This window comes from Streptomyces sp. ADI95-16, from assembly GCF_003721495.1.
Lineage (GTDB): Bacteria > Actinomycetota > Actinomycetes > Streptomycetales > Streptomycetaceae > Streptomyces > Streptomyces goshikiensis.
Genome location: NZ_CP033581.1, coordinates 8,100,609 through 8,121,951 on the forward strand (window position 1 = coordinate 8,100,609; position 21,343 = coordinate 8,121,951).

Genomic DNA, 21,343 nt, shown 5'->3' on the forward strand with positions numbered 1-21,343 from the left:
CCGCTCCACGGGGTGCTCACAGAGGCCTCGCCCCTCCGGCGTAGCCGGACATCGCGGTGACGGGGTCGATCTGCACGCGTAGGTCCGGCCGGGGAGCGTTGATCATCTGTCCGTCGCCGAGGTAGATCCCGACGTGGTGGATGCTGGCGTCCGATGTCGGGCTGTAGCCGTAGAACACCAGGTCGCCGGGTTGCAGGGCGCCGTATCCGGCGGAGGCGGGGATCCGCTGGCCGACGCCTGCCTGCGCGGCGGCCGTGCGGGGCAGGGTGATCCCGGCCTTGGCGTACGCGTACTGGGTGAGTCCCGAGCAGTCGAAGCCGGTGACGGTGCGGCCGTCCTGGCCGCGGGGGGAGCAGCAGATTCCGGTGGTGGCTCCGCTGGGCCCGCCACCGCCCCAGGAGTAGGGGATGCCCTGCTGGGCGAGGGCCGCCGCCACGACTACGCCTGCGTTCCCGGACAGGACGTCCGGGCTGGCGCCCAGGGCGTCGTAGCGGTCGATGCCCGAAATGACGTCGTCCACGTATGCCTGGGAGTGGTTGTAGACGTAGATGGCGGCACGCAGCTCTTCCCGTCTGTTCAGGTCGCGGCCGGCTCCGCACAGGTAGACGGCCGCCGAGACGGCGGCGTCGTCGGCGTTGTGCGGTGAGATGGTCCCGTCGCCGTTGCCGTCCTTTCCGTAGGCACGGAACGTCTCGGGCAGGAACTGGAACGGGCCGACGGCTCGTTCGTAGGCGCTGTCGCCGTCCCAGCGGCCGCCATCGGTGTCAGGGAAGGCGCTGGTGTTGCCGCCGGCACCGGATCCGTCCAGTCGGGGCCCGGTGATGGGCGGCGTAATGTCTCCGGCCGGGGTGATCTGCTTGCCGGCGGCGTGGTCGGACTCCATGCGGGCGATGCCCGCCAGGATCTGCCAGCGCATGCCCTTGCAGTCAGGGACGTACTCGGTGACCTGGGCGGCACCAGCCGTGTAGGCGGTGAGCATCCGCTTCGGGATACCGGCCGCCTTCGCGTCTACCGGTCCGCCCTGCCCGCCGCTTTGGCCGGCTGTGGCGGACATCAGCACCGGCGCGGTACAGCACGCCGCCATCGCCAGAAGCAGCACGAGCAGGCACCCCATCTTCCGCTTCCTCACTGCGTTCCCCCGTTGCCCTGGTCGTCCCGCGCCGCCTGGCGGCGTGCACGCATCACGGCGAGCAGCCGCGCCCGGTCGGCCGCGGCCTGGCTGGCCGCAGGGTTCGCAGCAGGAGCGGGAGACTGCGGGCTCGAAGGCCGGGATCCACTCCCGCTCGCAGTACCGGAACGGATGCTTCGGCTGGGTGCTCCTGCTCCGCTGCCGCTGCCCGGCGTGGCTCCCTGGCTGCCCGCACCTGGGGTGCCGGGACGGCTGCCGTTGCCGTTGCCGTTGGCGGTGCGGACCACGGGCCTGCTGACTGCATGGGTGCCGGTGCGTCGGGTGCCGGACGTGGCCGCGGCGGGGTTGTCCGGGCGGCTGATGCCGTGGGGGCTGGTTGTGCGTCCGCCGGCGGCCGGGGCCGTGTAGATGGCCGCGCTGATCGCGGTGTCGCGGGCGAGTCGGCCGGTGTTGACCGCGCTCCTGCCCACGGCCCGTCCGACGCCCTTCCACGCGTAGGCGTCGTCGCCGACGTAGTTGGCGGCCACCCGCAGCTGGGTACGGGCGTCGTCGGTGATCTCGCTCGCTCTTCTCTTCGCCGTGTGGACGGTGCGGGGCAGGCCGATGGTGGCGCCGTAGGCGGTGCGTCCGGCGCGGTGGGCGATGCGGTATCCGCGCAGCCGTGAGGCGTGCTTGTGGAACCGGGAGCCGAGCAGCGGCCGGTCGGTGGCGGGGTCGTGGAGAACCTCGCCGGTCCACTTGTCCACCTGCATCTGGCCCTTGGGCGCCGGTTGTCCGCCGCCGATACCTGCGTCCTTGAGGGCGGCGGTCAGAGCACGGGCGACCGGGTGCCGGTTCGCCGGCTTGGGTCCGATCAGCGCCGCGTGGGCTCCGCGCAGGGCCAGGGCGAACGGTGCCGTCCCCATGCGGGCGGCGGTGCGCGCCTCGAAGGCGGCACGCCCCAGCGAGAACGGCGCCCCACCACGGCCACCGCCTCCGGCCATCCCCATGGCTAGGCCGCGGGGGAAGCCGCTCCCGCCCAGGTTTGCGTACCGCATACGGATCGCCATGCGCTGGCCCACCGATGTCGCGGCGGCTGCTACCCGTTTGTGCATGACGAGGAAGGCGATGGCGAGGGCGTCCAGCAGGAGCAGTCGTTCCACCATCAGGTCAGGTCCGCTGTCAGAGAGCAGCACGTTGGCGGCGATCCCGAACAAGGGGATGGCCATGGCGGTGGCGAAGGTGACCAGCGCGGAGGTGACGAACACTCCCGCCCACCGCCACAGCAGCGTCCGGGTCGGGCCGGGCAGCATCGCCAGTACCCACACGACCGGTCCCGCGCCGGCCGCTGCGGCATCCGCCCCCTGGGCGCCGAGCATCACGAGGGACATGGAGACGACCATGGCCGTGACGACGGCGACGGCGATCAGCAGCGCCAGTGCCGCGAAGACACGGTCCCAGCTGGGTTCCTTGGCATACGAGGCGGCGGCCTTGCCCGCGGGCCCCGCCTTGTCCAGATCCTTCAGGACGTTGTTGAAATCGGCGCGTCTGGGGGCGGTGGAGCTTTCGCAGTACTCCCGGGAAACCCGGTCAAGCAACTCACACGGGTTCTCACGTTCGGGTTCCTCCTCGACCGGCTCACCGCTCTTGACCCACTTGAGGTGTGTCTCGTAGGCGGCTTTGTCGGTCTTGGGGTCCAGGATCCGCCCGTACTGCAGCAGCATGTACGGCTTGACGACGAGAGCGTCGGTCAGTGAGTCCTGGATGGGTTTGACCACGGCCTGCGCCCACATTCCCGAGCTCTCGCACGTGCTCTGCGCGGGCCCGTGGATCAAGTCGCAGGGGTCGGATGACGTCTTGGTGCCGAAGTAGCTGGACGTCGTGATCGACGCGACTTCGATGGCGGCCTTGTGGGTCTGGTCGAGGGGCCCGCCACGTCCGAGGAGGTAGTCGGGGCGGATGAGAACGCTCGCGGCCAGCGCCGCGATGACGAGGGTCGCGCCGATCTGCCCGAGCCCGGTGCCGACCTTGCCCCGGGCGAAGAGGATCAGCCCGAACACGAACGCCCACGCGAGCATCAGCCCCTTCAGACCGAGCGCGTCCACGATGTGGGCCTGGTAGGAGTCGGCGAGATGCTGGGCGGGACCGGTCAGCAACGTGAGCAGCGGGAAGCGGAAGACGAATCCGATGAGCCAGCAGCACAGGCCGACCAGCAGCCGGGCGAGGGTGAACAGACCGGACATCATCATGACCTGCGCCTGGCCGACGACGTCTGGCATGGCCGGCTCCGGGCGGTACGCCGCCGGGCGGCTCTCCAGTTGGTAGCCCTCCAGCAGCCCCCCTTCGGCGGTGCGCACGTTCAGCGGAGCCAGGAGCCCGCTGCCCCCGTCTGCGGTGCCGTCCGCGGCCGCGGCCACCGCCGTGTTCGTCACGAGGAACACCACCGTGAGCAGCGCGACGAACCCGGCGGCACGAAGGGTGCCGCGGTCGAAGCGGCGCAGCCTGGGCGGACGCAGTCCTATGGTCACTGGGCCCCCTCGGCTCGGGCGGGTGCCGTGGTGGGGGTGCGGCCGGGTGTGGTGAAGATCGATTTCCGCAGGCGGGGCACGAACGGGACAGCCACCTGGATTCGGCCGACTTGCATGCGGGGGTCGCGCAGCAGCATCTCGCCCTCGCGGCCACTCTGGCCGACGGGGGAGAGCCCGGTGGTGACGAGTTGCAGCAGGTGTTTGTCGTCGCCGTCCAGACCGAGGAACTTCAGCCCCTTAGCCGCACGCCTCTCGTCGGTGGTGCGGGCCAGGAACCGGTAGGCGATCAGCCCGGCGTCCTTGCCGAGTTCGTCGGCGTCGTGGGCCCCAAGGAACACGCCGGCGCCGTGCTTACGGCCGTCGTGGAGGATCTCGTGGACCAGTGCCGAGCCCTCCGCGGAGGAGGTCAGCCAGTAGGCCTCGTCCAGGGCAACCAGGCAGAACCGTCCCGGATCGGTGAACGCGGCCTGACGGGCGATCGCGGCGATCAGATACAGCACCGCCCGTCCGATCAAAGCCTCCAACGGCTGCTGCCGCAGGACTTCGGCGTCCGCGAAAGCCTCCTTCGGCGGCAGCGTCAGACCGGTGGTGGTCACCACGACCATGTCCGCGCCCAGATCACCGGCCAGCGTCACCACCGGCAGACCCGGATCGAACACCATCGCGGCGAGCGGATTGCTCTGCACAATCCCCAGCAGATCGGCCATGGTCTCAGCCGCATCAGCCCGCGTCGTGCCGCCCTGCGCGGCGAGAGCCTTCAGGACATCCAGCACCCTTCCCATCGACGGGTTGGGGCCGATGCTGACCTCTTCAACGGCGTGGTGGAGCACTGCGCCGGCCGCCGTCATCGCGCCGACCCCCAGCTGCAAGGTCAGATACGACAGGGCGTAGTGCGCGCCCACCGATCCGCCGAACACCCGCAGGGGATCGATGGAGAGCCGCGCTTGGGCAGCGTCGATGATCTGGCAGCGGTCGCCCATGGACGTCTCCGCGAAGCCGGCCCATTCGCGCATCGGGGTGCGGTCGATGACGATCGCCCGCCCGCCCCGGTCCACCACCGCCGCGGTGACCAGCTTCTCCAGCACCGACTTCCCCGCCCCCAGGTCACCGATCACCGCACTCGAAGCGCTCGCGTTGACCTGCGGGGCGTCCGCAGGGTTGAGCAGGACGGGGCGCAGGGTGCCGCAGTCCAGATCGCGGCCGATCAGGATCCCCGTCGGGTCCCCGACCCGCGACAGTGTCAGGGCGCCACAGGCAGCCCAGTCCTCGGAAAGCTGATGCTGGGTGAACTGGTGCAGCTTCGGGGCCCGCACCGCCCCGGGCAGCCCGAGGGCGAACAGTTCTTCCTGCATGCCGATCGGCCGCACCGCCCGGTAGTCACCGCCCGACAGGGCCGCCGACAGCTCCCGCGCCCGCGCATCGCACGTCGCCGCATCCGGGCCCCACACGCTCAGCACGGTCACCGCCTGGACCTCGACCTCCACCGACGTCCGCGCCATCCGCGCGTCCTGCTCCTCCAGATCCCCAGCCGCATCCCCCAGCGAATGCGGCATCCCCGTCGGCTGCGCCCCGTACTGATCGGCCTGATCCAGCAGCTCACGCTTCTTGCTCTGCACCTGCGCACGCGCCTTCTTAGCGGGCACCACCCTCAAGTCCACCGTCACATCGACGGGGAACGGCAGGCCTTCCAACTGCGCGAGAACGTCAGCACTCTCCACCGTGACCGCCGGCGGCAGCTCCGCGAGCACGAGATGGGATTGGTAGCCGGTCCCGGCCTCCGACTCGACTTGCAGCCACAACCGCCCGACCGGCGATGCAGTCCCGGCTTTGCGCCACCACGAACCTGCGCTGGCTTTCCTGTGGCTGACGTGGCGCTCCTGGCCACCTTCGGCGAGGCGGACCTGGCCGAGGTCTGCGTAGGAGGGGGAGAGCAACTGTCCGCCGTGGATCCGGCTCCCGTAGAGGGGACTGTCGGTGGCGTCGGACAGCAGCGGCTCCTCCAGCAGGCCGCGGTGCACGGCGTGCTGCACCATCCACACGATCTCCGCCGGCGACGCCGGACGCAGGCCGAGGCCGCCGCCCAGCGAAGTCTGAATACGCTCCGCGCTCTCCCGCGCGGCCTGAACCTCAGCCTGGGCGACGGGCACTGGGGCGATGTCGAGCGTCGCCGACACCTCCGCGTAGAGCACCCCGAGCGAGGCCGTGAGCGCGCCACCCTTCCCGGGCAGCGGCACGGCAAGCCATACGGTCCGCTCGTGCATCTCACCGCCGGCCAGCATGTCGACACCGGCCGCACAGGTCTCCGCCCACCCAGGCAGACGCTGCCAGTCCAGCCCCTCCACCATCCGCTCGGCCACCTCACCGGGATCCGTACGCGCCGCCAGAACGAACAGCCGCGGCTCCATCGACGGCATGGACCGCACCAGAGAGGTCACCCGGCCCAGCAATTCCTGGCGCACACGGGCCGGGAGGTAGCCGCCGGCGAGCGGCTCCACCCGCCACACGGCCCACACCACGCCCGAGGACGACCACAGAAGATGCCCGGCGATGTGCCGGAAGGGTGTCCGCGTCACGCGTCCGCCCTCCCCGCCCCGGCGAGCAGCCGGTCCAGCCCCGAACCCGCCGCCCGCACACCCGACGCATGAGCACCGCTCGTCACCACGCCCGTCGCCGGCCCGGCCGCCGCCACTCCCGCAGGGGCTGCCGCTGCGGGAGTGGCGGCGCGCGCGGGCTCGATGATGAACTGGCCCCCGAAGCAGCTGTGCTGCCTGTCGCGGGCGGTCCGGCCGCCGATCCGACCGGCAGGATGACGCGTCAGCACCACCAGGACACCCAAGATGGCTGTGAACGGGTTCTGACCGGCGATCTGCGCCCCGCGCACCGCCCACACCGACACCAGCCACGCCACGACCGGCACCGGCCCCGCCCACGACCACCAGCTGAACGTCTGGATCAGCACAAACGCGCCGCCGCCCAGCACCACCAACTGCGCCGGGGTATACGGACCGAACCACATCGTCCAGTCGCCGAGCTTCCCCAGTACCCACGGATGCCGGCGCGCGCTCGTGTACGACCGCGCGACACCCGGCCGCGTCTCCTCACTCACAGGACACCGCCCGCACCCTCGGCCCGCGGGCCGACGACGACCACGGCAGCGGCATTGGCCGGGTGGTTGATCTCGTCGGACACCATGTCCGACAACGCGTCACGGGACTTGTAGATACCCAGCGCGATGACCATGGCGATCAGCGCACCGATCGCCGCCTTCATGGACCACTTGGAGCCAATGGTCACCAGCACGAGGATGATCAGCGCGGCCGTGAGCCCGGAGCTGCCCCAGTCGGTCAGCGTCTTGATGAAGGAATCGCCGAACGCGTCGAACTTGCCCGCCAGGATGACCGAGTTCATCGAGCACCCCCGGAAACAACCGGAGCGGGCGAGGCCACGGTCGCCGAGGCCGACGGCGAGGACTTCGGCGACGTCGGCGGGGGCGCCGCGGTGGCGGCGTCCAGCGCACTGATCTCCCAACGGCCCGCCCGGGCGGTCACCTCCAGCCGATAAACCAGCGGCCAGCGCACCCCGGCACCATCCACGCCCGTCACCCGCAGACGCACCCGAGCCCGCGCCCCATCCGCCGGGGCACCGTCGGCGAGTGCACCCCGGCTGTCGGCGGCGACATCCTCGACATCCACCCGCTCATAGCCGGCCGCCGACGGCGCGGAGATGCGCACCCCGGGCGACAGGTACCGCTCGACCCCTGCACTCTGACCGCCGCCGAGGTAGGCGCGGACGAACTCGCCCAGCGACCCCGCCAGTACCCCGGTGGAGGGCACCGGTTGGTTGAATGTCTCCTCCTCGGCCGGGGCGGTCTCGGGGGCGGCGACCTCGCCCGGCGCCCCAGTCACACGCAGCGCACCGCCGTCCTTGCCACCGGTTCCGGCCACGGCGAAGTACCGCACCAGCGGCGCCCCCTCGACGGACTGCTCGCTGATCGCGGCAACGACGACCGTCCACCCAACCGGAGTGCGCGAGGTCCGGACGGCCGTGACCCGAGAAGCAGCCGGTGCCTGCTTCTCAGCACGGGGCCGCTGGGGCAGGTCGGCATCCGCAACCAGCGCCCGCACCGCGGCCGCCGCCGGACTGTCGGGCATGGACGCGTCCGCGCGCAGCCACAGGTCCACGAACATCTCCGCCATACCCGCCGGGTCGGCGACGGCCGCCTGCTGAGCGGCCGCCGCCTTCGGGGTGGGAGCGGCCTGGGCGACGGTCGTCCGCGGCACGGCAACCGCGACGGCCAGGGCCAGCGGACCAGCCGCCAGCGCCGCCCACACCCCAACCCGGGTGAACCGCGGCCCGCGCGCCACAGGCCGGCGGACCGCAACGGTCTCGGGCCGGGAGCTACGCAGCGTCGCCGTGGCGGGCCGGGAATCCGGGGCTGGTACGGGCCTGCGGCGACGGCGTGGGGAAGGGGGAGCAGGTGTCATGACGGCGTCCTTTCGTGGGAGGGAGCAAACGCTCTGCCCCACGAAACGGCGTCAGCCTCACCGGTCCGATCACCGCGGCGACCCCTGCGTAATCACGGATCGAGCACAGCCTCAGCAGTGACTCACCGGTGAGTCTCCCAACCTCCCCACCGCAGGTCACAGCGCCCACCCGCCCAGAAACTCACCGACCGCCGGTGAACTCACCAGCACCCCTGCGGCCACCGGTGACTCGTCTGGTGAACTCACCAGCGCCGGTGCGAACTCACCGGTGACATCCCCGGCAGCCTGTGCCGAACTCACCGGTGAGACGGCGAGGATCCGGGTGCGACCCGCGCGTCGCGGAGAATTCCATGCTCCCAGCAGCCTGACCAAGGTCCGGTGGACCGATGCGCGCTGGCGGGCCGCACCCACGACCTCACCGCGGTCCGCACCCACCGCACCATCCGGATCTGCGAACGCCAGGGCGTCCCGATCCTCGCCGACCGCGCCTACCAGGGCGCGGGCCCCTGGGTCACCACCGGACTCACACGGCCACCGGGCGGTGAACTCACCCTCACCCAGCGCACCGTCAACCGGGCCTTGGCCGCGGCGAGGACGCCGGTCGAACGCGGCATGGCACGGCTGAAGCCACGGCAGATCTTTCGCAAATCCCGCAAAGGCCCCAACCGCATGACAGTCATTACCAAAGCCGTCCTCACCCTGGAGAGGCAACGCTGAAAGTGCTCAGTGAACCGGGACCGGCGTGGAGCACCACGTGGTGGAAGAGTGTCCCCAGCTCGGAGAGCGGCTCGAACACCTCGGCCGCGTACGCCGGCGTGAGGACGGTCATCGGGACGATCACAGGTCCGGCGACGAGCTGATGGAGCTCGGTGATGAGACGGATGGTCAGGCGCCGCCAGGCGGCGTAGTCCTGGCAGTCGCCCACCCTTCGGGGGTGGCTGGCCATGCTCTGGCGAAGGAGAGCGCCGACGTCCTCCGGTTCTGCGATGACTGCTCCGTTCAACGCCTCGCGAAGCCCACCCGCCAGGTCGACTTGCCGGCGCCGAACGCCCCATTGATCCATGTGATCACAGCCCGGTGGCCCCTTCCCCTTCCCTGTCCTGCCCAACGCCTGGGTGGGCGGCGCCGTCACGCCCGGGCCAGCCGGTCACGATGCGCGTCTGGGCCTTCTTGACGATGTCGCCGACGGGCAGCGCGCTGTCGGGTGTCCTCGCTGGAAGGATGGTCAGGACGGGGGTGGCGCGGCCACGCAGTTCTCGGTCCCAGGTGTGGACGGCGCCGGCCATGATGTCGGCGGCGGTCTTGCCGTCGGGGCCGAAGCCCTGGACACGGAACTCCCACAGGGGCGTACCGGCATGTTCGTCGCGCTCGCGGGGCTCTACGACCATGCAGGCCAAGGGTCCGCCGGACACCATCGCCATGAGGTCCATGGTCTTCAGCAGCCGGATCGGACCGGGCCTCTCCCGGTCTCCCGTCAGCCGGCAGAACCCGGTCAGGGAGGTAGCCAGCCACAGCTGAAGGCGTTCGAAGGACTCGTTCTCGGCCACGGTCACCCCGGTCCGCACATCGGTCCCCGCCGTGGCGAGGGCCCGGCAGAGGCCAGGCCGCTTTCGCCGTTGCGGCGCAGGATGAGGTGGACGTCGCCCCGGACGGTGCTCCGGGCCCCGCTCATCGCGACACCTCGGGGCGGTGGGCGAGCAGCACGGTGAATACGCCGTCCTCGTGCAGGACTTCGTCCTGGGCGTGCTGTACGAGGAGAGCGTGGGCCTGTTCCTCGAATCGGACGTGGTCGGCGAAGAGGCCGGGCCGGGCAAAGCTGGTGGACCGCAGGTAGCCCAGGACGCCGCGAGGCGTCCAGAAGCGGGTGAAGGGGATGCGGTGCTCGGTGAGGTCACTGAATGCGGAGTCGGCCAGGTCGTCTTCGTAGCGGCGGCCGGGCTCGCGGTACGTGCCGGTGGTGCCGGCGCGGCGGTCTTCCCCAAGGTGGGACTGGATCAGGCCCCTGAGCGCGGCCGTCCAATCGGCCTGGTGGGTCCAGAGGCTGCCGTCGCCCATGACCGCGACGGCGGCGTGCGCTGCGGCCACCCGGTCGGCCATGGCCAGCACAGCGGGGCGGTCCATCCAGTGGAACGCACGGCAGCAGGTGATCAGATCAGCCTGGTAACCGGGTTGGGCGGGGACAAACTCCTCGGCCGGGACGGCGTGCACGGTGGAGGTGCGCTCGCCCAGGTGTGGTTGGAGCTCGTCGAGCGCCGTACGGAGCATGTCCTCGTCTTGGTCCACGAGGTCTAGGTGGGCCGTGGGAGGCAGAGCGGGGAGCATGGAGAGGGCGACCTGTCCGGTGCCGGCGCCCAGGTCCAGCAGCGTGGGCGCCTCAGCCTCCTCCAATTCGTGGGCCAGGAGCCGGACGACCTGGTCGGGCAGCCTGGGGCGGTAGCGGGCGTAGTGGTAGTCCACCGAGTCGAACAGGGACACGGGTCTCCGATCTCGTGGTACGGGCGTGGCGTTCAGCTGCGGGCGCGGGTGTCGGGGACCTGAGGCAGCCAGGGCACGGCATGCTCGCGGAAGCTCTGGTTGACCGGGACCAGTTCGGGCGGGTTGCCCAGCGCGGAGAGGGTGACCGCGATGCTGGTGGCTCCGTCGTCGAGGGCGCAGACCTGGCTGCCACAGTTCGGGCAGAACCCGCGCTTGGAGTCCGGCCACGTGTAGTGCCACGACGGTTCTCCGCTGCTCCATGCCAAGCCGGCCAGGGGGAAGGAGACCCATGACATCATCGGTGCCCCCGACAGACTCTGGCAGTCCCGGCAACTGCAGGTATGGACATAATCGGGCACGCCGGTGACCGTGAACTGGATGTTCCGGCACTGACAACGCCCGGTGCGCGGAGTGGCCCTGATGGCTGCGGTCATGCGTCGACTCCCTTGTCGATTACCTGCGCTGAACGGGGGTACCGGCGTGAGAGTGCGGTTGCACGGCTACGGGTCACATCGCTGCACTTGCCGCTCCCAGTTCCGCCACGAGTCCGCATCGCGGCGGGTGAGGTCAGATCGCCGGGTCGATGAGGAGCAAGCGGAAGCCGGCCGCGTCGTGCGGGAGTTGTCTCTCCTGCGGGCGGCCTTCGTCGAGGAACGTGAAAGGCAGGGGGCCGCCCGGGCCAGGGTCGACCCCTGCCGCGTACCGCGGGATCACGCGTGTGGAAATGGGGCAAAACGTTGCCGAGGGTGCAGTAGTTGGTCTTCAGAGGCCGGTAGCGAGCCTCGATGGCACGGCCGAGGTCCAGGGTCTTCCGGGAGACGCCCGTCCGCCGCACACCCGATTCCCGCCCGAGGATGGGTTCTCCGTCGTGCTGGATCAAGACGCTCTCACCGCAGTGCAGCACGTCGAGGAACTCCGCCCGGTCGGCGGGCACCGCCCAGTCCAACAGCTGCCACTGCACGGGAGCCTCGTACAACTCCGTACGCCGGACGTAGCCCTGCGGCATGAGGACCTCGCGGGGGATGGCCAGCAGGGCCTCCCGCACAGGTCCCCGGTGCAGGGCACCTTCCTGTTCGAGGCGCGCGACCATCGCGGCCCGGGCGGCCGCCGGACCGGGTCCGGGTCCTGGGAGCTGGCGGGGCACGGCTCCGGTGAGGCCGTCGGCAAGGGGCCGTTCAGGCATGGGGAGATCTCCTCGGCATCCGGGGACGGGACGGTGCGGTGCGGCAGATCTGGTGGGCTAGGTCCAGCCGAGCTCGGTGTACGTCTCACCGCGGCTGATCGCCTCGATCGCGGCCTGCGTGTACGTGACCATCGGCTTGGGAAGCCGGGCCGGGTCGGCCCAGATCCACTCCAAGCACTTTTCCGGCTCACGCACCTCGGGCGTGCCCGACCAAGTGCGGGCGCGGAAGACGAGCCCGAGCCGCGGCTGCCCGTCGGTGTTTTCGCCCTCGTCGAGCATGTGGATCGTGTGGATCAGATCCAGATCCTCGGGGGCGACAAGAAGGCCGGCTTCTTCCTCGGCTTCCCGGATCAGGCCGGCCTTGGCGCCCTCGCTCTCCAGGTGTCCGGCCAGGAAGTGGAAGTGGTCGCCGGCGAAGGCGACATCTGGGTGGCGTCGGCCGAGGAGGATCCGGCCGTCTTCGCGTTCGAGATAGAGGTGGACGCCGATCACGTTGAGCCGGGTCCGGCTCCTCCCGACCCGTGCGGGCGCGCTCGCGGACCGGGGGACCGGGACAGGGGCGGTCTTCTGGTGCAGGGCGATGACGTCGGCCGTCCATGGGCACATGGTCAGCCAGGCCGTGGTCTCGGCGGGAAACCACTTGAACATGATCCCTTCGGGACACGGCAGCGTGCTGTCGTCGCCGTCCCAGGTGCCGACGTACACCTGGATCTGGCCCTCGTCGCCGGTCGGCCCGTGGGCGTTGACGACGGTGAGGGGCTCCAGTGGGACGCTCAGGCCCGTCTCCTCGAACAGCTCGCGCTCGACGGCTTGGCGGCAGGATTCCTCGCCCTCGCGGTCACCGCCCGGGATGGACCACGTCCCCGGGTCACAAATGACCTTGTTCGCATCCCTCAAATGCAGGAGGTACTGGCCAGCAGCGTTCACGAGAAGGGCTGCGGTGCCGCGCGGCTCGGTGGAAAGGATCGTCATGGTGAGACTCCTCAAGGTCAGGGGCGAGTCGTGCCAGCGGGCGCGGTGGACGCGGGGACCGACATGGCGGTGAGGCGGGAGACCGGCGAGCGTCACAGGACGAGCACGGGCACGGTGAGTACGAACGCCCCGGCCAGCGGGACCGTCCACACGTTGGTGGCGGCGGCCAAGGCGCCCGCGGCCACCGCGCAGGCCGCCGTCGGCCGTGCCGTGGTGGTGCAGCGGCGCCAGGGCTTGGATCGGGCTGTGGTCCGCTTCAGCCCGGTCCGCCCTGTACTCGGCATCAACCTGGACCGGCTGGCTGAGCCGTCCTCGGCGTCGAAGACCACCAGGACCTCATGGCCGGCGCAATGCTCGCGGTGCGCCTTCCGCTGGAGCGCTACGAACCCGAACGCGCCGGTCACATCGGTGCCGTCCAGGTCCTGGAACCGCTTTGGGAACGTACGGCGACCGGTAGAGAAGATGGTGGCCGTCGACGAGGAGGAGCGGCGCGGTCACGTTCACGGCCATGATGGTGCCTCCGAGCATCCAAGGCGCCAGTCGCCGCGGCGCCCGGGTGCGCCGTGGCGGGCAGCCGCCAGAATGTCGGTCCCGCTCGGAGCCGGTCCTGTGATACGGAGTTCACGTCCGGTCCTCCGCGCGATCGACGACGGGCGCCCGCTGAGCGGGCACGCTGTCGGCGAAGGCCGCAGCCTGAATCAAGTAGGCGTCGCGGAATTCGCCCGTGCCGATGCTCTCGTCCATGAGCTCTTCGAACGTCCCAGACTCGGCGACCTGGCCGTCCTTCATGACGTGGATGACGTCAGCCTCACGCACCGAATGCAGGCGGTGGGTGATCAGGACAACGGTCTGACCCGTCGCGGCCACCGCGCGGATCTCGTCGAAGACCCGCTGCTCAGCTACCGCGTCGAGGGCACTCGTCGGCTCGTCGACCACCAGAATCCCGGCGCGCTTGTACCAGGCCCGGCTGATCCCGACCATCTGCCACTCTCCGCCCGAGGCCTCCTGCCCGCCTTTGTAGCCGCGCCCGAGCAGAGTGCCGAGCCCGCGGCGCAGTCCGGCGATGAACCGGTCAGCGCCGGAAAACACGGCAGCGTCCCGTACTGCCTGGTCGTCGATGGGGACGGTGGGTCGGCCGATCCCGATGTTGACCCTGACCGTGAAGGGCCAGCGGAAGAACGACTGAGACATGAGAGCGATGCGGGAGAAGATCTGGCTGCGGTCGGCCTTGGCTGCATCGACGTCGTCCCACCAGATCGTGCCGCCGCCGGCATCGGGGAGGTGCAGGCCGGCCAGGAGCTTGACCAGCGTGGACTTTCCCGAGCCGTTCGCCCCTACCAGGGCGATCACCTTGCCCATCGGGAAGGACAGGGACACCTCGCGCAGGGTCGGCTCCGGCGTCTCACCGCCGCTGCCTGGATAGGTGAACGTGACCTTCTCGAAGCGGACTTCCCGTACTTCCCCAGGGAGGTTCTCCCCGGTCTCCGGGATCGCCCGAGCCTTGGCCTCCGTGCAGAGCCGCTCGAAGTCGGCCACGAAGAGGGACTCCTGGTGAAGATCGGCCATCTGCACGACGAGGCTGTCCAGGCTGGAGGATCCGGTACGGATCGCGAGGACCGCGGTGCCCGCGACCGCGAGGTCCATCCGCCCGCTCCACAGGAGCACTCCCAGCGCCCCGTAGGTGAGGAGGGTCGCGACCCCGGACGCACCGTCGGCGATCAGCCCGATCTTCGCAGCGTTACGGGCGAGGCGGGTCTGCTCGCGTTCGCTGGTCTCGGCCATCTCGTGGAAGTGGCTGAGGAGGAACGGGCCGACCTCGTGGACCCGGACCTCGGCCGCGGCCTCCCGTTGGGTCAGCAACTGCCCGAGCAGGTGCCCGGCCCGCGCGTGCTGGACGAAGGTGTGGAAGCTGATGTAGCGCTGCTTGGAGATCGTCAGCGACCTCCACCCGCTCGGCAGGGTAATCAAGACGAGCAGGGGCAAAAGTCCGACGTGAAGGACGGTGAGGACGCTCGCCGCCGCGAGCAGGGAAATCGCCGAGTTCAGTGTGTTCGTGCAGTAACGGATCATCCGCCGGGCGGAGTCGGCACCGTAGCGGGCGGCGTCCAGCAGCCGGTGGAACTCATCGTCCTCGATCGCCGCGAGCTCGACCCGGTGCACCAGCCCCAGGTACTGCTCCGTCGCCACCCGCTGGACCTTCGGCTCCAGCTCGCCGGTCGCCGCGGTGGACGCGGACCGCAGCAGCGAGCCCACCAGCGCAGTGACGGCGACCAGCACAAGGGCCGGAACGGCCTGGAGCAGGCGCTCGTTGGTGGTGCCGCCGGCCAGGATGTGGCCCAGCACTGCATTGACCGCGACCAGCCCGATCGCCTGGGTGATGCCACGTCCGACCTCGGCGCCGAGGACCACGCGCAGGGCACGGGCATCAGCGAGGTGGGCGAGGTTCAGCCCGGTGGCGACCATCCGGGGTAAGGCCTTGGCCATGGTCCACAGGCCGAGTTTCAGCCAGGCGCCCTCGTGCCGATCCCAGCCGATGTCGTAGGCGAGCTCACCACCGAACAGCAGCCGCTCCGAGTCCGACACCGTCGCCTGCTCCACATCACCACTCGCCTCCGTGCTCACTTCGTCCCCCTCATATCCAGCCGTGCACTGCTGGTTTGGTCGCTGCTTGCGAATGGCCCGGTCTTCCCCCAAGCCGGGCCTGGGCCGTGCGCCTCGGCCGCGCTCTCTGCCGCCGGGGCTGCGGCTCCGTCGGCCGGGGCCGTTGTGGCCGCGGGCATGGCGATGGCGCTGTAAAGGGTGCCCGCGACGTACTGGTTGAGGACGGCGTGGGTCAGAGGCCGGCAGTCGGCCGGGGGACCGCCGGGGTCTGCCCACACCACCTCGCTGTACTCGCGGGGTGCGGAGTTGCGGGGCTCACCGGACCAGCGCTGCGTGGCGAAGACGGCGCACAGGCGGCCTGCGCCCCGCTCGCTGCGGTAGTGCAGGAGGCCACTGAGTTCGAGGTCCTGGACGCCCACCCCGATACCCAGCGTCTGGGAGGCTCCCCGGCAGGCGGCCTCGTCGAGCCACTCCGCCGGCCCCAGCGGTCCGCCCACCAAGGCCAACTGGCCCCGGTCGGGGTGTCGGGCCCTGCGGACCAGCGCCACCCGCCCGTCCGAGCGCAGCGCGAGCAGCACCACCTTCGTCAGCGGCCGGTACCCCGGCCCGGCCTGTTCGATTAGGGCAGCAGCCGTACGGGGGTGGTGCGTTGTCTGCACTGGTCCTCCCTGGATTGACGTGGAACCGAGCGATAGTCGAACAACCCCTCACGCCTGCGCGCCGTAACGGACACGGGAGAGGGAATTTTTCGAACTGAAATGCGATGCTGGGGTGTAAGGCAGTTCCTCTGAGGGTGGGAGCGTCTGAACTCACACGTTCGAGTGGAGATGGGATCACGGCACCCGATCAGGGTCTTGCGTGACAGATGTGCGACCTCCTCCAAGGGCGGGACGCGAGAGGCGTGCTTTCCGGTGGTGCTGATCCGTGGAGGCTGCGTGCGAGGGGCGGGGGCCTTGGGGCATCGCCTGAACTCCTGGGTTGTCCATCGAGGTCACAGCCTCTCCATCCTTCACTCGTTCGGCAACGGCACCGGCCAATCCCGATGTCAGGGTTGTCTGGTGTACGAGTACGCAACCCCGACATCCGGTCCGTCGCGGGCAGCCGAAGCCGGTCGCTGCACCGACTGCCGGCCTGACTGCCGAGTCCGGCGAGCGGGGCACAGAGCGGCTACTGTGTCGCGGGAGCGGACAATCAAGTCGTGAAGCCTTGCGCAGTCCACGAACTCGCGGCGGCGGGTGGGGAGCGACAGCCACGACCACGGGTCCGGTGCGGAGTCGAGTGCAGGTACCTCCACCAGTTCCGATTTCTTGGCTCCGCAGTGGAGGGTGCCGGGCGGCCATGTGAACTGGTCTGCGGTGCTCGGCGGGGTGACGAAGTAGACGGCCCCCGAGCCGGACGCTCGCTGGTAGATCCCGCCAGGGTGGCAGTCGAAGAGTTGGATGAGCCTGTCGGCAATCTGCTGTCCAAGCTCACTTCGGATGGTCACGACGTCGAAGTAGATGCCCGTGCGGAGAAGGATGTGTCCGCCAGCGGGAACCCAGTCGGGATGAAACGGCCTGATTCTGGTGAGGGGGGCGGCCCGGTGGATGAGGTGTGCGGTGTTCATTGACCGTCTCTCCTTGGTGAGGGGCGCGCCGGGAACGGTGCGTGGCACGGATGCAAGCGGCCCTTCAGAGGGCGTCGACGCTGCCGCCAGCCGATCCGTCGGCGGGCTTGAATGCGATGCCCGCGTACCCGGATGAGTAGCCCTTCGGTAGGGTCGCCCGCCGGGCGTGCCAGGAGTGGGTCTCGCTGAGGCCGGGCGCGAGGTGGGTGAAGTCGCCGAACAGGCCAGCGATCTGCGCGCGGCTCCGGGGCCGGAAGCCCAGGTCGGCATCGGCGAGGATGCCAACGAGTTGCGCAGTTTGGTCCGGTTGGGTGTCGGCCGTGGCGTGGACGATGGACAGTGCGCTCCCGGCAGGCAGCCATGCCCGGATCGCGGTCAGGAGGCTTGCGACGGCCTTGTCGTCCGGGATCCATTCGAGGACCTGGTGCAGCAGTACGGCAACCGGCCGCACCCTGTCGAACATGCGCAAGGCGTTCAGCAGCGCGTTGGCGTTGGTGATGTCGAGGAGCATGGCATCGTCCCCCGACGTTTCCACAACCTCGCATTTCACGTGCGCGATGACCATCGGGTCGTGGTCCACCGACACGTACCGGTACTGCGGGGACCGACCTGGGTCCGGTTGGGCGGTCTTCCTGACCAGTTCGACGAGGGGTCGGCCGTCCGCGGCTGGCAGTCCACAGCCCAGGTCGAGGAACTGGCGGATGTCGGTGTCGTCCAGGATCCGGGCAACCGCAGTGTGGGCGTACTCGCGTGCGGTGTGGGCGCTCCAGGAGAGCCAGGGAGCGACGGCCGTCGCCCTGGCGGCCAGTTCCCGATCGACAGCGTAGGCCTCGCAGCCGCCCCCGAAATGGTCGTAGAGGCGGGCCGACGTTGCGGCTTGCATCGAAATCTCGTGGACGTGCACGGCGTTCTCGGGGCTCCGTTCCCGGATTTCGTCGGTCGCGGTGGTCATACCGGCCTCCCGATGAGCGGCAGCGCTTGGTCGTGCGGGCGGCTGAAGGTGACCACGTGCTGGGTGGGGGAGCGGTCTGGGGTCACCCTGACGGTGATGCCTGCTCCAACGAGGCTGCTGAGCAGTTTCCTTAGCTGCTCCGGGTCCAGGCTGTGGCAGGTCCTGGTGCTCGCCGTGACCTGGTCCGGGACATGACTCCACTGCTCGGCCAGGTAGCGCCGTGACGCGAGATCCCCCGGGCTGGCGGGGCACGCTGAGGGCGCGGGTTCGGATCTCGGGGTCTTGTTCACCACAGGGTCGGTTCCTCTTCTGGTGTGGGGGCTCCGGGCAGGCCGGGCGGGACGGCTGCGGCGACGAGTTGGTCCCAGGTGTCGTATTGCTCGGCCATGGCCAGCAGGAGCTGGGCGGTGGCGTATGCGTCGTAGGTGGCGCGATGGCGGCCGACGGCGGGCGCATCAGTCAGGTCCGGCTGCTGCTGGATGATCAGCGCGTCGAGCCCGTAGGAGGGCAGGCCCTGGTAGGTGGCCTTCGCCAGGCGCAGGGTGTCCAGGACCCCGGCCGGCTCCCACTTCGGCAGATGCGCGGACAGGACCCGGTAGTCCACGTGCGCGTTGTGCGCGCAGATCCACGCTCCGGCCAGGAAGTTGCCCACGGCGCCGGACGTCTCCTGCCAGGAGGGGGCGGTGGCGAGCGCCTCGTTGGTCAGGCCGTGGACTCGGGTCGCGAAGGAGGTGACGGGCCGGGGCGGGCGGATGAGCCACGCCCCGGCGGTCGTCTTGTCCGGCTGGCCGTCGCGGACGGGCAGGGCCGCGACCTCGACCAGGTCGGGCGGGTTGGCGCCGTTGCCTTCGACGTCTACGACGAGGAGCTTGGTGGGCCAGGCGGTGATGTTCATGCGACTGGTGTTCCGTTCTCCGAGGTAATCCGCAGCGTCAGTTCACGAAGTTCGCGGCTGGTGTTCGTGATGTCGTATCGACGCGCGTTGTCGAGAGCCGCTCTGGCCAGAGCTTTGCGCCGGCGGAGGTCCCGACCCATCTCGTCTAGGGCCGTGGCCAGCGAGCACGGGTCACCAGGAATGTAGGGAACTCCGGTGTTCCCCAGGATTTCCCTTGCACCGGGAAGAGCCGAGTAGGCAACGGGAAGTCCGTGGGCTTGGGCCTCGACAAGGACGAGCCCGAATGCCTCCAGACCCCTGGTAGTGAATACGAAGGCGTCGAAGTCCGGCAGGCGGCGCCACAGTTCGGCTCGGGGCAGGAACGGCTCGAACTGGATCCGGTCCCGCAGCCCGAGTTCGACGGCCCGCTGTTCCAGATGCTCCCGAAGGGTTCCTTGGCCGATCACGGTCAGGTGATGAGGCTGGTCTGTCAATGCGAGGGCTTCGACGGCGGTGATCGTGGACTTGTTGTCGTCTAGACGGCCTGCGTGCACCAGGGACAGGGGTCCGGTCCCAGGCGGTTGATCGCGTACCCGGGCGTAGCCCAGGGGGATGCCCCACGGGATGACGGTGAGTCGATCGGTGAATCGGCGCCCGGTGAGACGGTCGATGCGGTCGGCTAGGGCGGAGGTCGGGGCGACGATCGCCGCGCTCGCGGCGGCAACGGCATGCAGGGATTCGCGTTCCCGCACGTCGCGCTCGGCGGCCATCACGTCGGGGCCGTGAGCGATGGTGATGATCGGAATGCTGCCGGCGGTCCGCGCGACCGCCAGGCTGAGTGCGAAACCGAGGTACTGGGCGTGGATCGCATCCGGCCGGATCTTCTCGATGAGCGCACCAACCTCACGCGTCAGCGTGTCGACGTAGAGGTCGAAGCCTGGACCTTGGGGCAGTTTGGTCGTGGAGAGGGTGATGAGCTGGTCAAATGCGGCACTCCATGCCTGATCGACCGGGTTTCTGCCCAGGAAGGTCGTGTGGGTGTCGGGCATCGCACGGTAGAGGTCGTGGGCAAGGATCATGCTCCCGGATGAGGGTTCGGAGGTGCGGTTGATGCCGGTCAGGATGTGCAGGTGCTTGGCGGTCATGCAGGTACCCCGTTCACGGGCGACCGTCGGGTGGGGATCGGCGACCGGGCTACCGGCACCAACTCGACTTGTGATCCGTCGGTGGCGTTGGGCGTCCCGCGCTGGCGGGGCGGTGCCCACCACGAGGCGAGGTGCGGGGTGGGGACTGCCGTGATCTCCTCGTCGGGGTGCAGGTAGCCCTTGCAGTCTTGTCGCGCAGTCCATACTCGGACTGCCGCTCGGGGGTAGGCGGGATTGATCCCGATTTCTCCCTTGGGGATGACTCCGTTGAAGGGGGTAGGGATCCCTTCGGTGTTCCAGTAGTCCCACGCCTCAAGGGCCTTGGATTTCTCGAAGCAGTGGTAGAGGTGCCGGTAGCGGTCCATGTACCGCATCTCACGGAAGATCATCTGGCCGATCAGCCCTGGCGCGGCTTTTCGGAGCGTGTCGAGGTCGGCGCCCTGGAAAGTGAGCGATCCCGCGTCCTGGGACGGGTGCAGCGCAGTCCGGGCAAACAGGTGGGACAGCCGACGTCGTACGTACTCGGCAGCTCCTGGGCCGAGGGCCGGTTCGATGCGTTCGACGAGCTGGACGAGCCGGTGGTGGCGCGGGTTGAAGCGGGCCAGATCGAAGAGCTGGCCCATGCTGTCGACGGCGGCGAAGGCGAGGCGTTTGTACAGCCGGTTGTTCAGCTCCCCCACCTGGGCGTAGGTCTTGGTTTCCGGGGTGGCGGAGTGGAGCATCAGGTATTCCGACAGAACCTCGAAGTACACGTAGCCGAGGAACGGCACGCCCGCGACGGCGTCGGACAGCATGTCGATGAACGCCGGTGCGGGCGTGGTGTGGCCGGCGGCGTTGCGCAGGGCGGTGTCGAGGAAGGGTGCTGCGGTGTGTAGCCCGGCCAGGATGGCGCGGTCGAGCTGTTCGTTCTCGGTTGGAGTGAGGAAGCTCTGGTAGCGCAGGTAGGTGCGCAGGTGGATGGGGCCGAGGTGCAGGTAGTCGATGCCCTTGGGCTTGATCGGGGCGTCCGGGGTGACCTCGATGACCAGGGGTGTGGTGGAGGGCTTCGTCTCCATCAGGTAGGCGCCGAGGTTGTGGGGGCGCAGCCCCGCGCGCTGGGTGACCAGGGGCGAGCAGTACAGGGCCCCGACCAGGCATCCGGTGGAGACGTGCAGCTGCCGGCTGGAGCGGACGGCTTCGATGCCCTTGGTGGTGTGCAGCAGGTACATCGGTTTTCCGCTGGCGAGCGCTTCGGTCATGGCGTTGTTTCGGATCAGACAGCCGTTGGGGGTGGAGTGCTCCAGGTGGTGGCGCCAGTCGCTTTCGGATTCGGCCAGCGAGGTAGGGGTCTGGCGCTGAGCGGGCCTGGTGTAGTCCGTGTGAGCGTGTTCCCATTCGTTGCGCAAGAGAGCTCCCGGGGATGGAGGATCAGCAGC

At 69.7% G+C, this 21,343-nt stretch carries 18 protein-coding genes and 1 pseudogene; 1 reads left to right on the forward strand and 18 read right to left on the reverse strand.

The genetic code is table 11. The features are described from left to right. Positions 1–16 precede the first annotated feature (16 nt). From EES41_RS36375 to EES41_RS36400, 6 genes are read right to left on the reverse strand one after another with little or no spacing between them, the layout of a single operon-like run. Positions 17–1,114, reverse strand: coding sequence for a bifunctional lytic transglycosylase/C40 family peptidase (locus EES41_RS36375; protein WP_123082093.1), 1,098 nt, complete (start codon positions 1,112–1,114; stop codon positions 17–19). Between the two features lie 11 nt (positions 1,115–1,125). Continuing rightward, on the reverse strand, positions 1,126–3,636 hold the full coding sequence (locus EES41_RS36380) for a hypothetical protein (protein WP_123082094.1): 2,511 nt from the start codon (positions 3,634–3,636) through the stop codon (positions 1,126–1,128). Next, positions 3,633–6,209 (reverse strand): ATP-binding protein, encoded by a 2,577-nt coding sequence (locus EES41_RS36385; RefSeq protein ID WP_123082095.1) that lies wholly within the window; start codon positions 6,207–6,209, stop codon positions 3,633–3,635. Before EES41_RS36385 ends, EES41_RS36380 begins: the two co-directional genes overlap by 4 nt. Beyond that, positions 6,206–6,742: a hypothetical protein gene (locus tag EES41_RS36390; protein ID WP_123082096.1), complete on the reverse strand. Its 537-nt coding sequence runs from the start codon at positions 6,740–6,742 to the stop codon at positions 6,206–6,208. The genes EES41_RS36385 and EES41_RS36390 overlap by 4 nt, the downstream gene beginning before the upstream one ends. Next, on the reverse strand, positions 6,739–7,044 hold the full coding sequence (locus EES41_RS36395; protein WP_123082097.1) for a hypothetical protein: 306 nt from the start codon (positions 7,042–7,044) through the stop codon (positions 6,739–6,741). Before EES41_RS36395 ends, EES41_RS36390 begins: the two co-directional genes overlap by 4 nt. Continuing rightward, a complete protein-coding gene (locus tag EES41_RS36400; RefSeq protein WP_216827296.1) occupies positions 7,041–7,832 on the reverse strand; it encodes a conjugal transfer protein in 792 nt (263 codons plus the stop codon). The genes EES41_RS36395 and EES41_RS36400 overlap by 4 nt, the downstream gene beginning before the upstream one ends. A gap of 678 nt (positions 7,833–8,510) precedes the next feature. On the opposite strand from EES41_RS36400, the pseudogene EES41_RS36405 reads away from it, so the two are divergent. Then, positions 8,511–8,837, forward strand: a pseudogene (locus EES41_RS36405) (transposase family protein); the annotation flags it as partial. Here EES41_RS36405 and EES41_RS36410 read toward each other — a convergent pair. The 12 genes from EES41_RS36410 to EES41_RS36475 form a co-directional block, all read right to left on the reverse strand. Continuing rightward, a complete protein-coding gene (locus EES41_RS36410; RefSeq protein WP_164496067.1) occupies positions 8,815–9,066 on the reverse strand; it encodes a hypothetical protein in 252 nt (83 codons plus the stop codon). The pseudogene EES41_RS36405 and the gene EES41_RS36410 sit on opposite strands and share 23 nt — an antisense overlap. A gap of 121 nt (positions 9,067–9,187) precedes the next feature. After that, the gene (locus EES41_RS36415; protein WP_164496068.1) at positions 9,188–9,667 is read right to left on the reverse strand and encodes a hypothetical protein; all 480 of its coding nucleotides are present in this window, start codon (positions 9,665–9,667) and stop codon (positions 9,188–9,190) included. A gap of 121 nt (positions 9,668–9,788) precedes the next feature. Beyond that, positions 9,789–10,595 carry a methyltransferase gene (locus tag EES41_RS36420; RefSeq protein WP_254211711.1) on the reverse strand — a complete coding sequence of 269 codons (807 nt, stop codon included), beginning with the start codon at positions 10,593–10,595 and terminating at the stop codon, positions 9,789–9,791. Between the two features lie 32 nt (positions 10,596–10,627). Then, a complete protein-coding gene (locus EES41_RS36425) occupies positions 10,628–11,029 on the reverse strand; it encodes a GFA family protein (protein WP_123082101.1) in 402 nt (133 codons plus the stop codon). A gap of 806 nt (positions 11,030–11,835) precedes the next feature. Further along, a complete protein-coding gene (locus EES41_RS36430; protein ID WP_123082102.1) occupies positions 11,836–12,750 on the reverse strand; it encodes an NUDIX domain-containing protein in 915 nt (304 codons plus the stop codon). 92 nt (positions 12,751–12,842) lie between these two features. Beyond that, the gene (locus EES41_RS41810; RefSeq protein WP_164496069.1) at positions 12,843–13,034 is read right to left on the reverse strand and encodes a hypothetical protein; all 192 of its coding nucleotides are present in this window, start codon (positions 13,032–13,034) and stop codon (positions 12,843–12,845) included. A gap of 337 nt (positions 13,035–13,371) precedes the next feature. Continuing rightward, entirely contained in the window at positions 13,372–15,372 is a 2,001-nt protein-coding gene (locus EES41_RS36440) for an ATP-binding cassette domain-containing protein (RefSeq protein WP_367995803.1), read from the reverse strand. Further along, positions 15,369–16,010, reverse strand: a complete 642-nt coding sequence (locus EES41_RS41815; RefSeq protein ID WP_164496070.1) for an NUDIX domain-containing protein — start codon at positions 16,008–16,010, stop codon at positions 15,369–15,371. Before EES41_RS41815 ends, EES41_RS36440 begins: the two co-directional genes overlap by 4 nt. A gap of 1,011 nt (positions 16,011–17,021) precedes the next feature. After that, a complete protein-coding gene (locus EES41_RS36455) occupies positions 17,022–17,909 on the reverse strand; it encodes an SAM-dependent methyltransferase (RefSeq protein WP_123082106.1) in 888 nt (295 codons plus the stop codon). 286 nt (positions 17,910–18,195) lie between these two features. Further along, a complete protein-coding gene (locus EES41_RS36465) occupies positions 18,196–18,804 on the reverse strand; it encodes a 3'-5' exonuclease (RefSeq protein WP_123082108.1) in 609 nt (202 codons plus the stop codon). Then, positions 18,801–19,928 (reverse strand): glycosyltransferase family 4 protein, encoded by a 1,128-nt coding sequence (locus EES41_RS36470; RefSeq protein WP_123082109.1) that lies wholly within the window; start codon positions 19,926–19,928, stop codon positions 18,801–18,803. The genes EES41_RS36465 and EES41_RS36470 overlap by 4 nt, the downstream gene beginning before the upstream one ends. Then, on the reverse strand, positions 19,925–21,313 hold the full coding sequence (locus EES41_RS36475) for a hypothetical protein (protein WP_123082110.1): 1,389 nt from the start codon (positions 21,311–21,313) through the stop codon (positions 19,925–19,927). Before EES41_RS36475 ends, EES41_RS36470 begins: the two co-directional genes overlap by 4 nt. Positions 21,314–21,343: the final 30 nt, after the last annotated feature.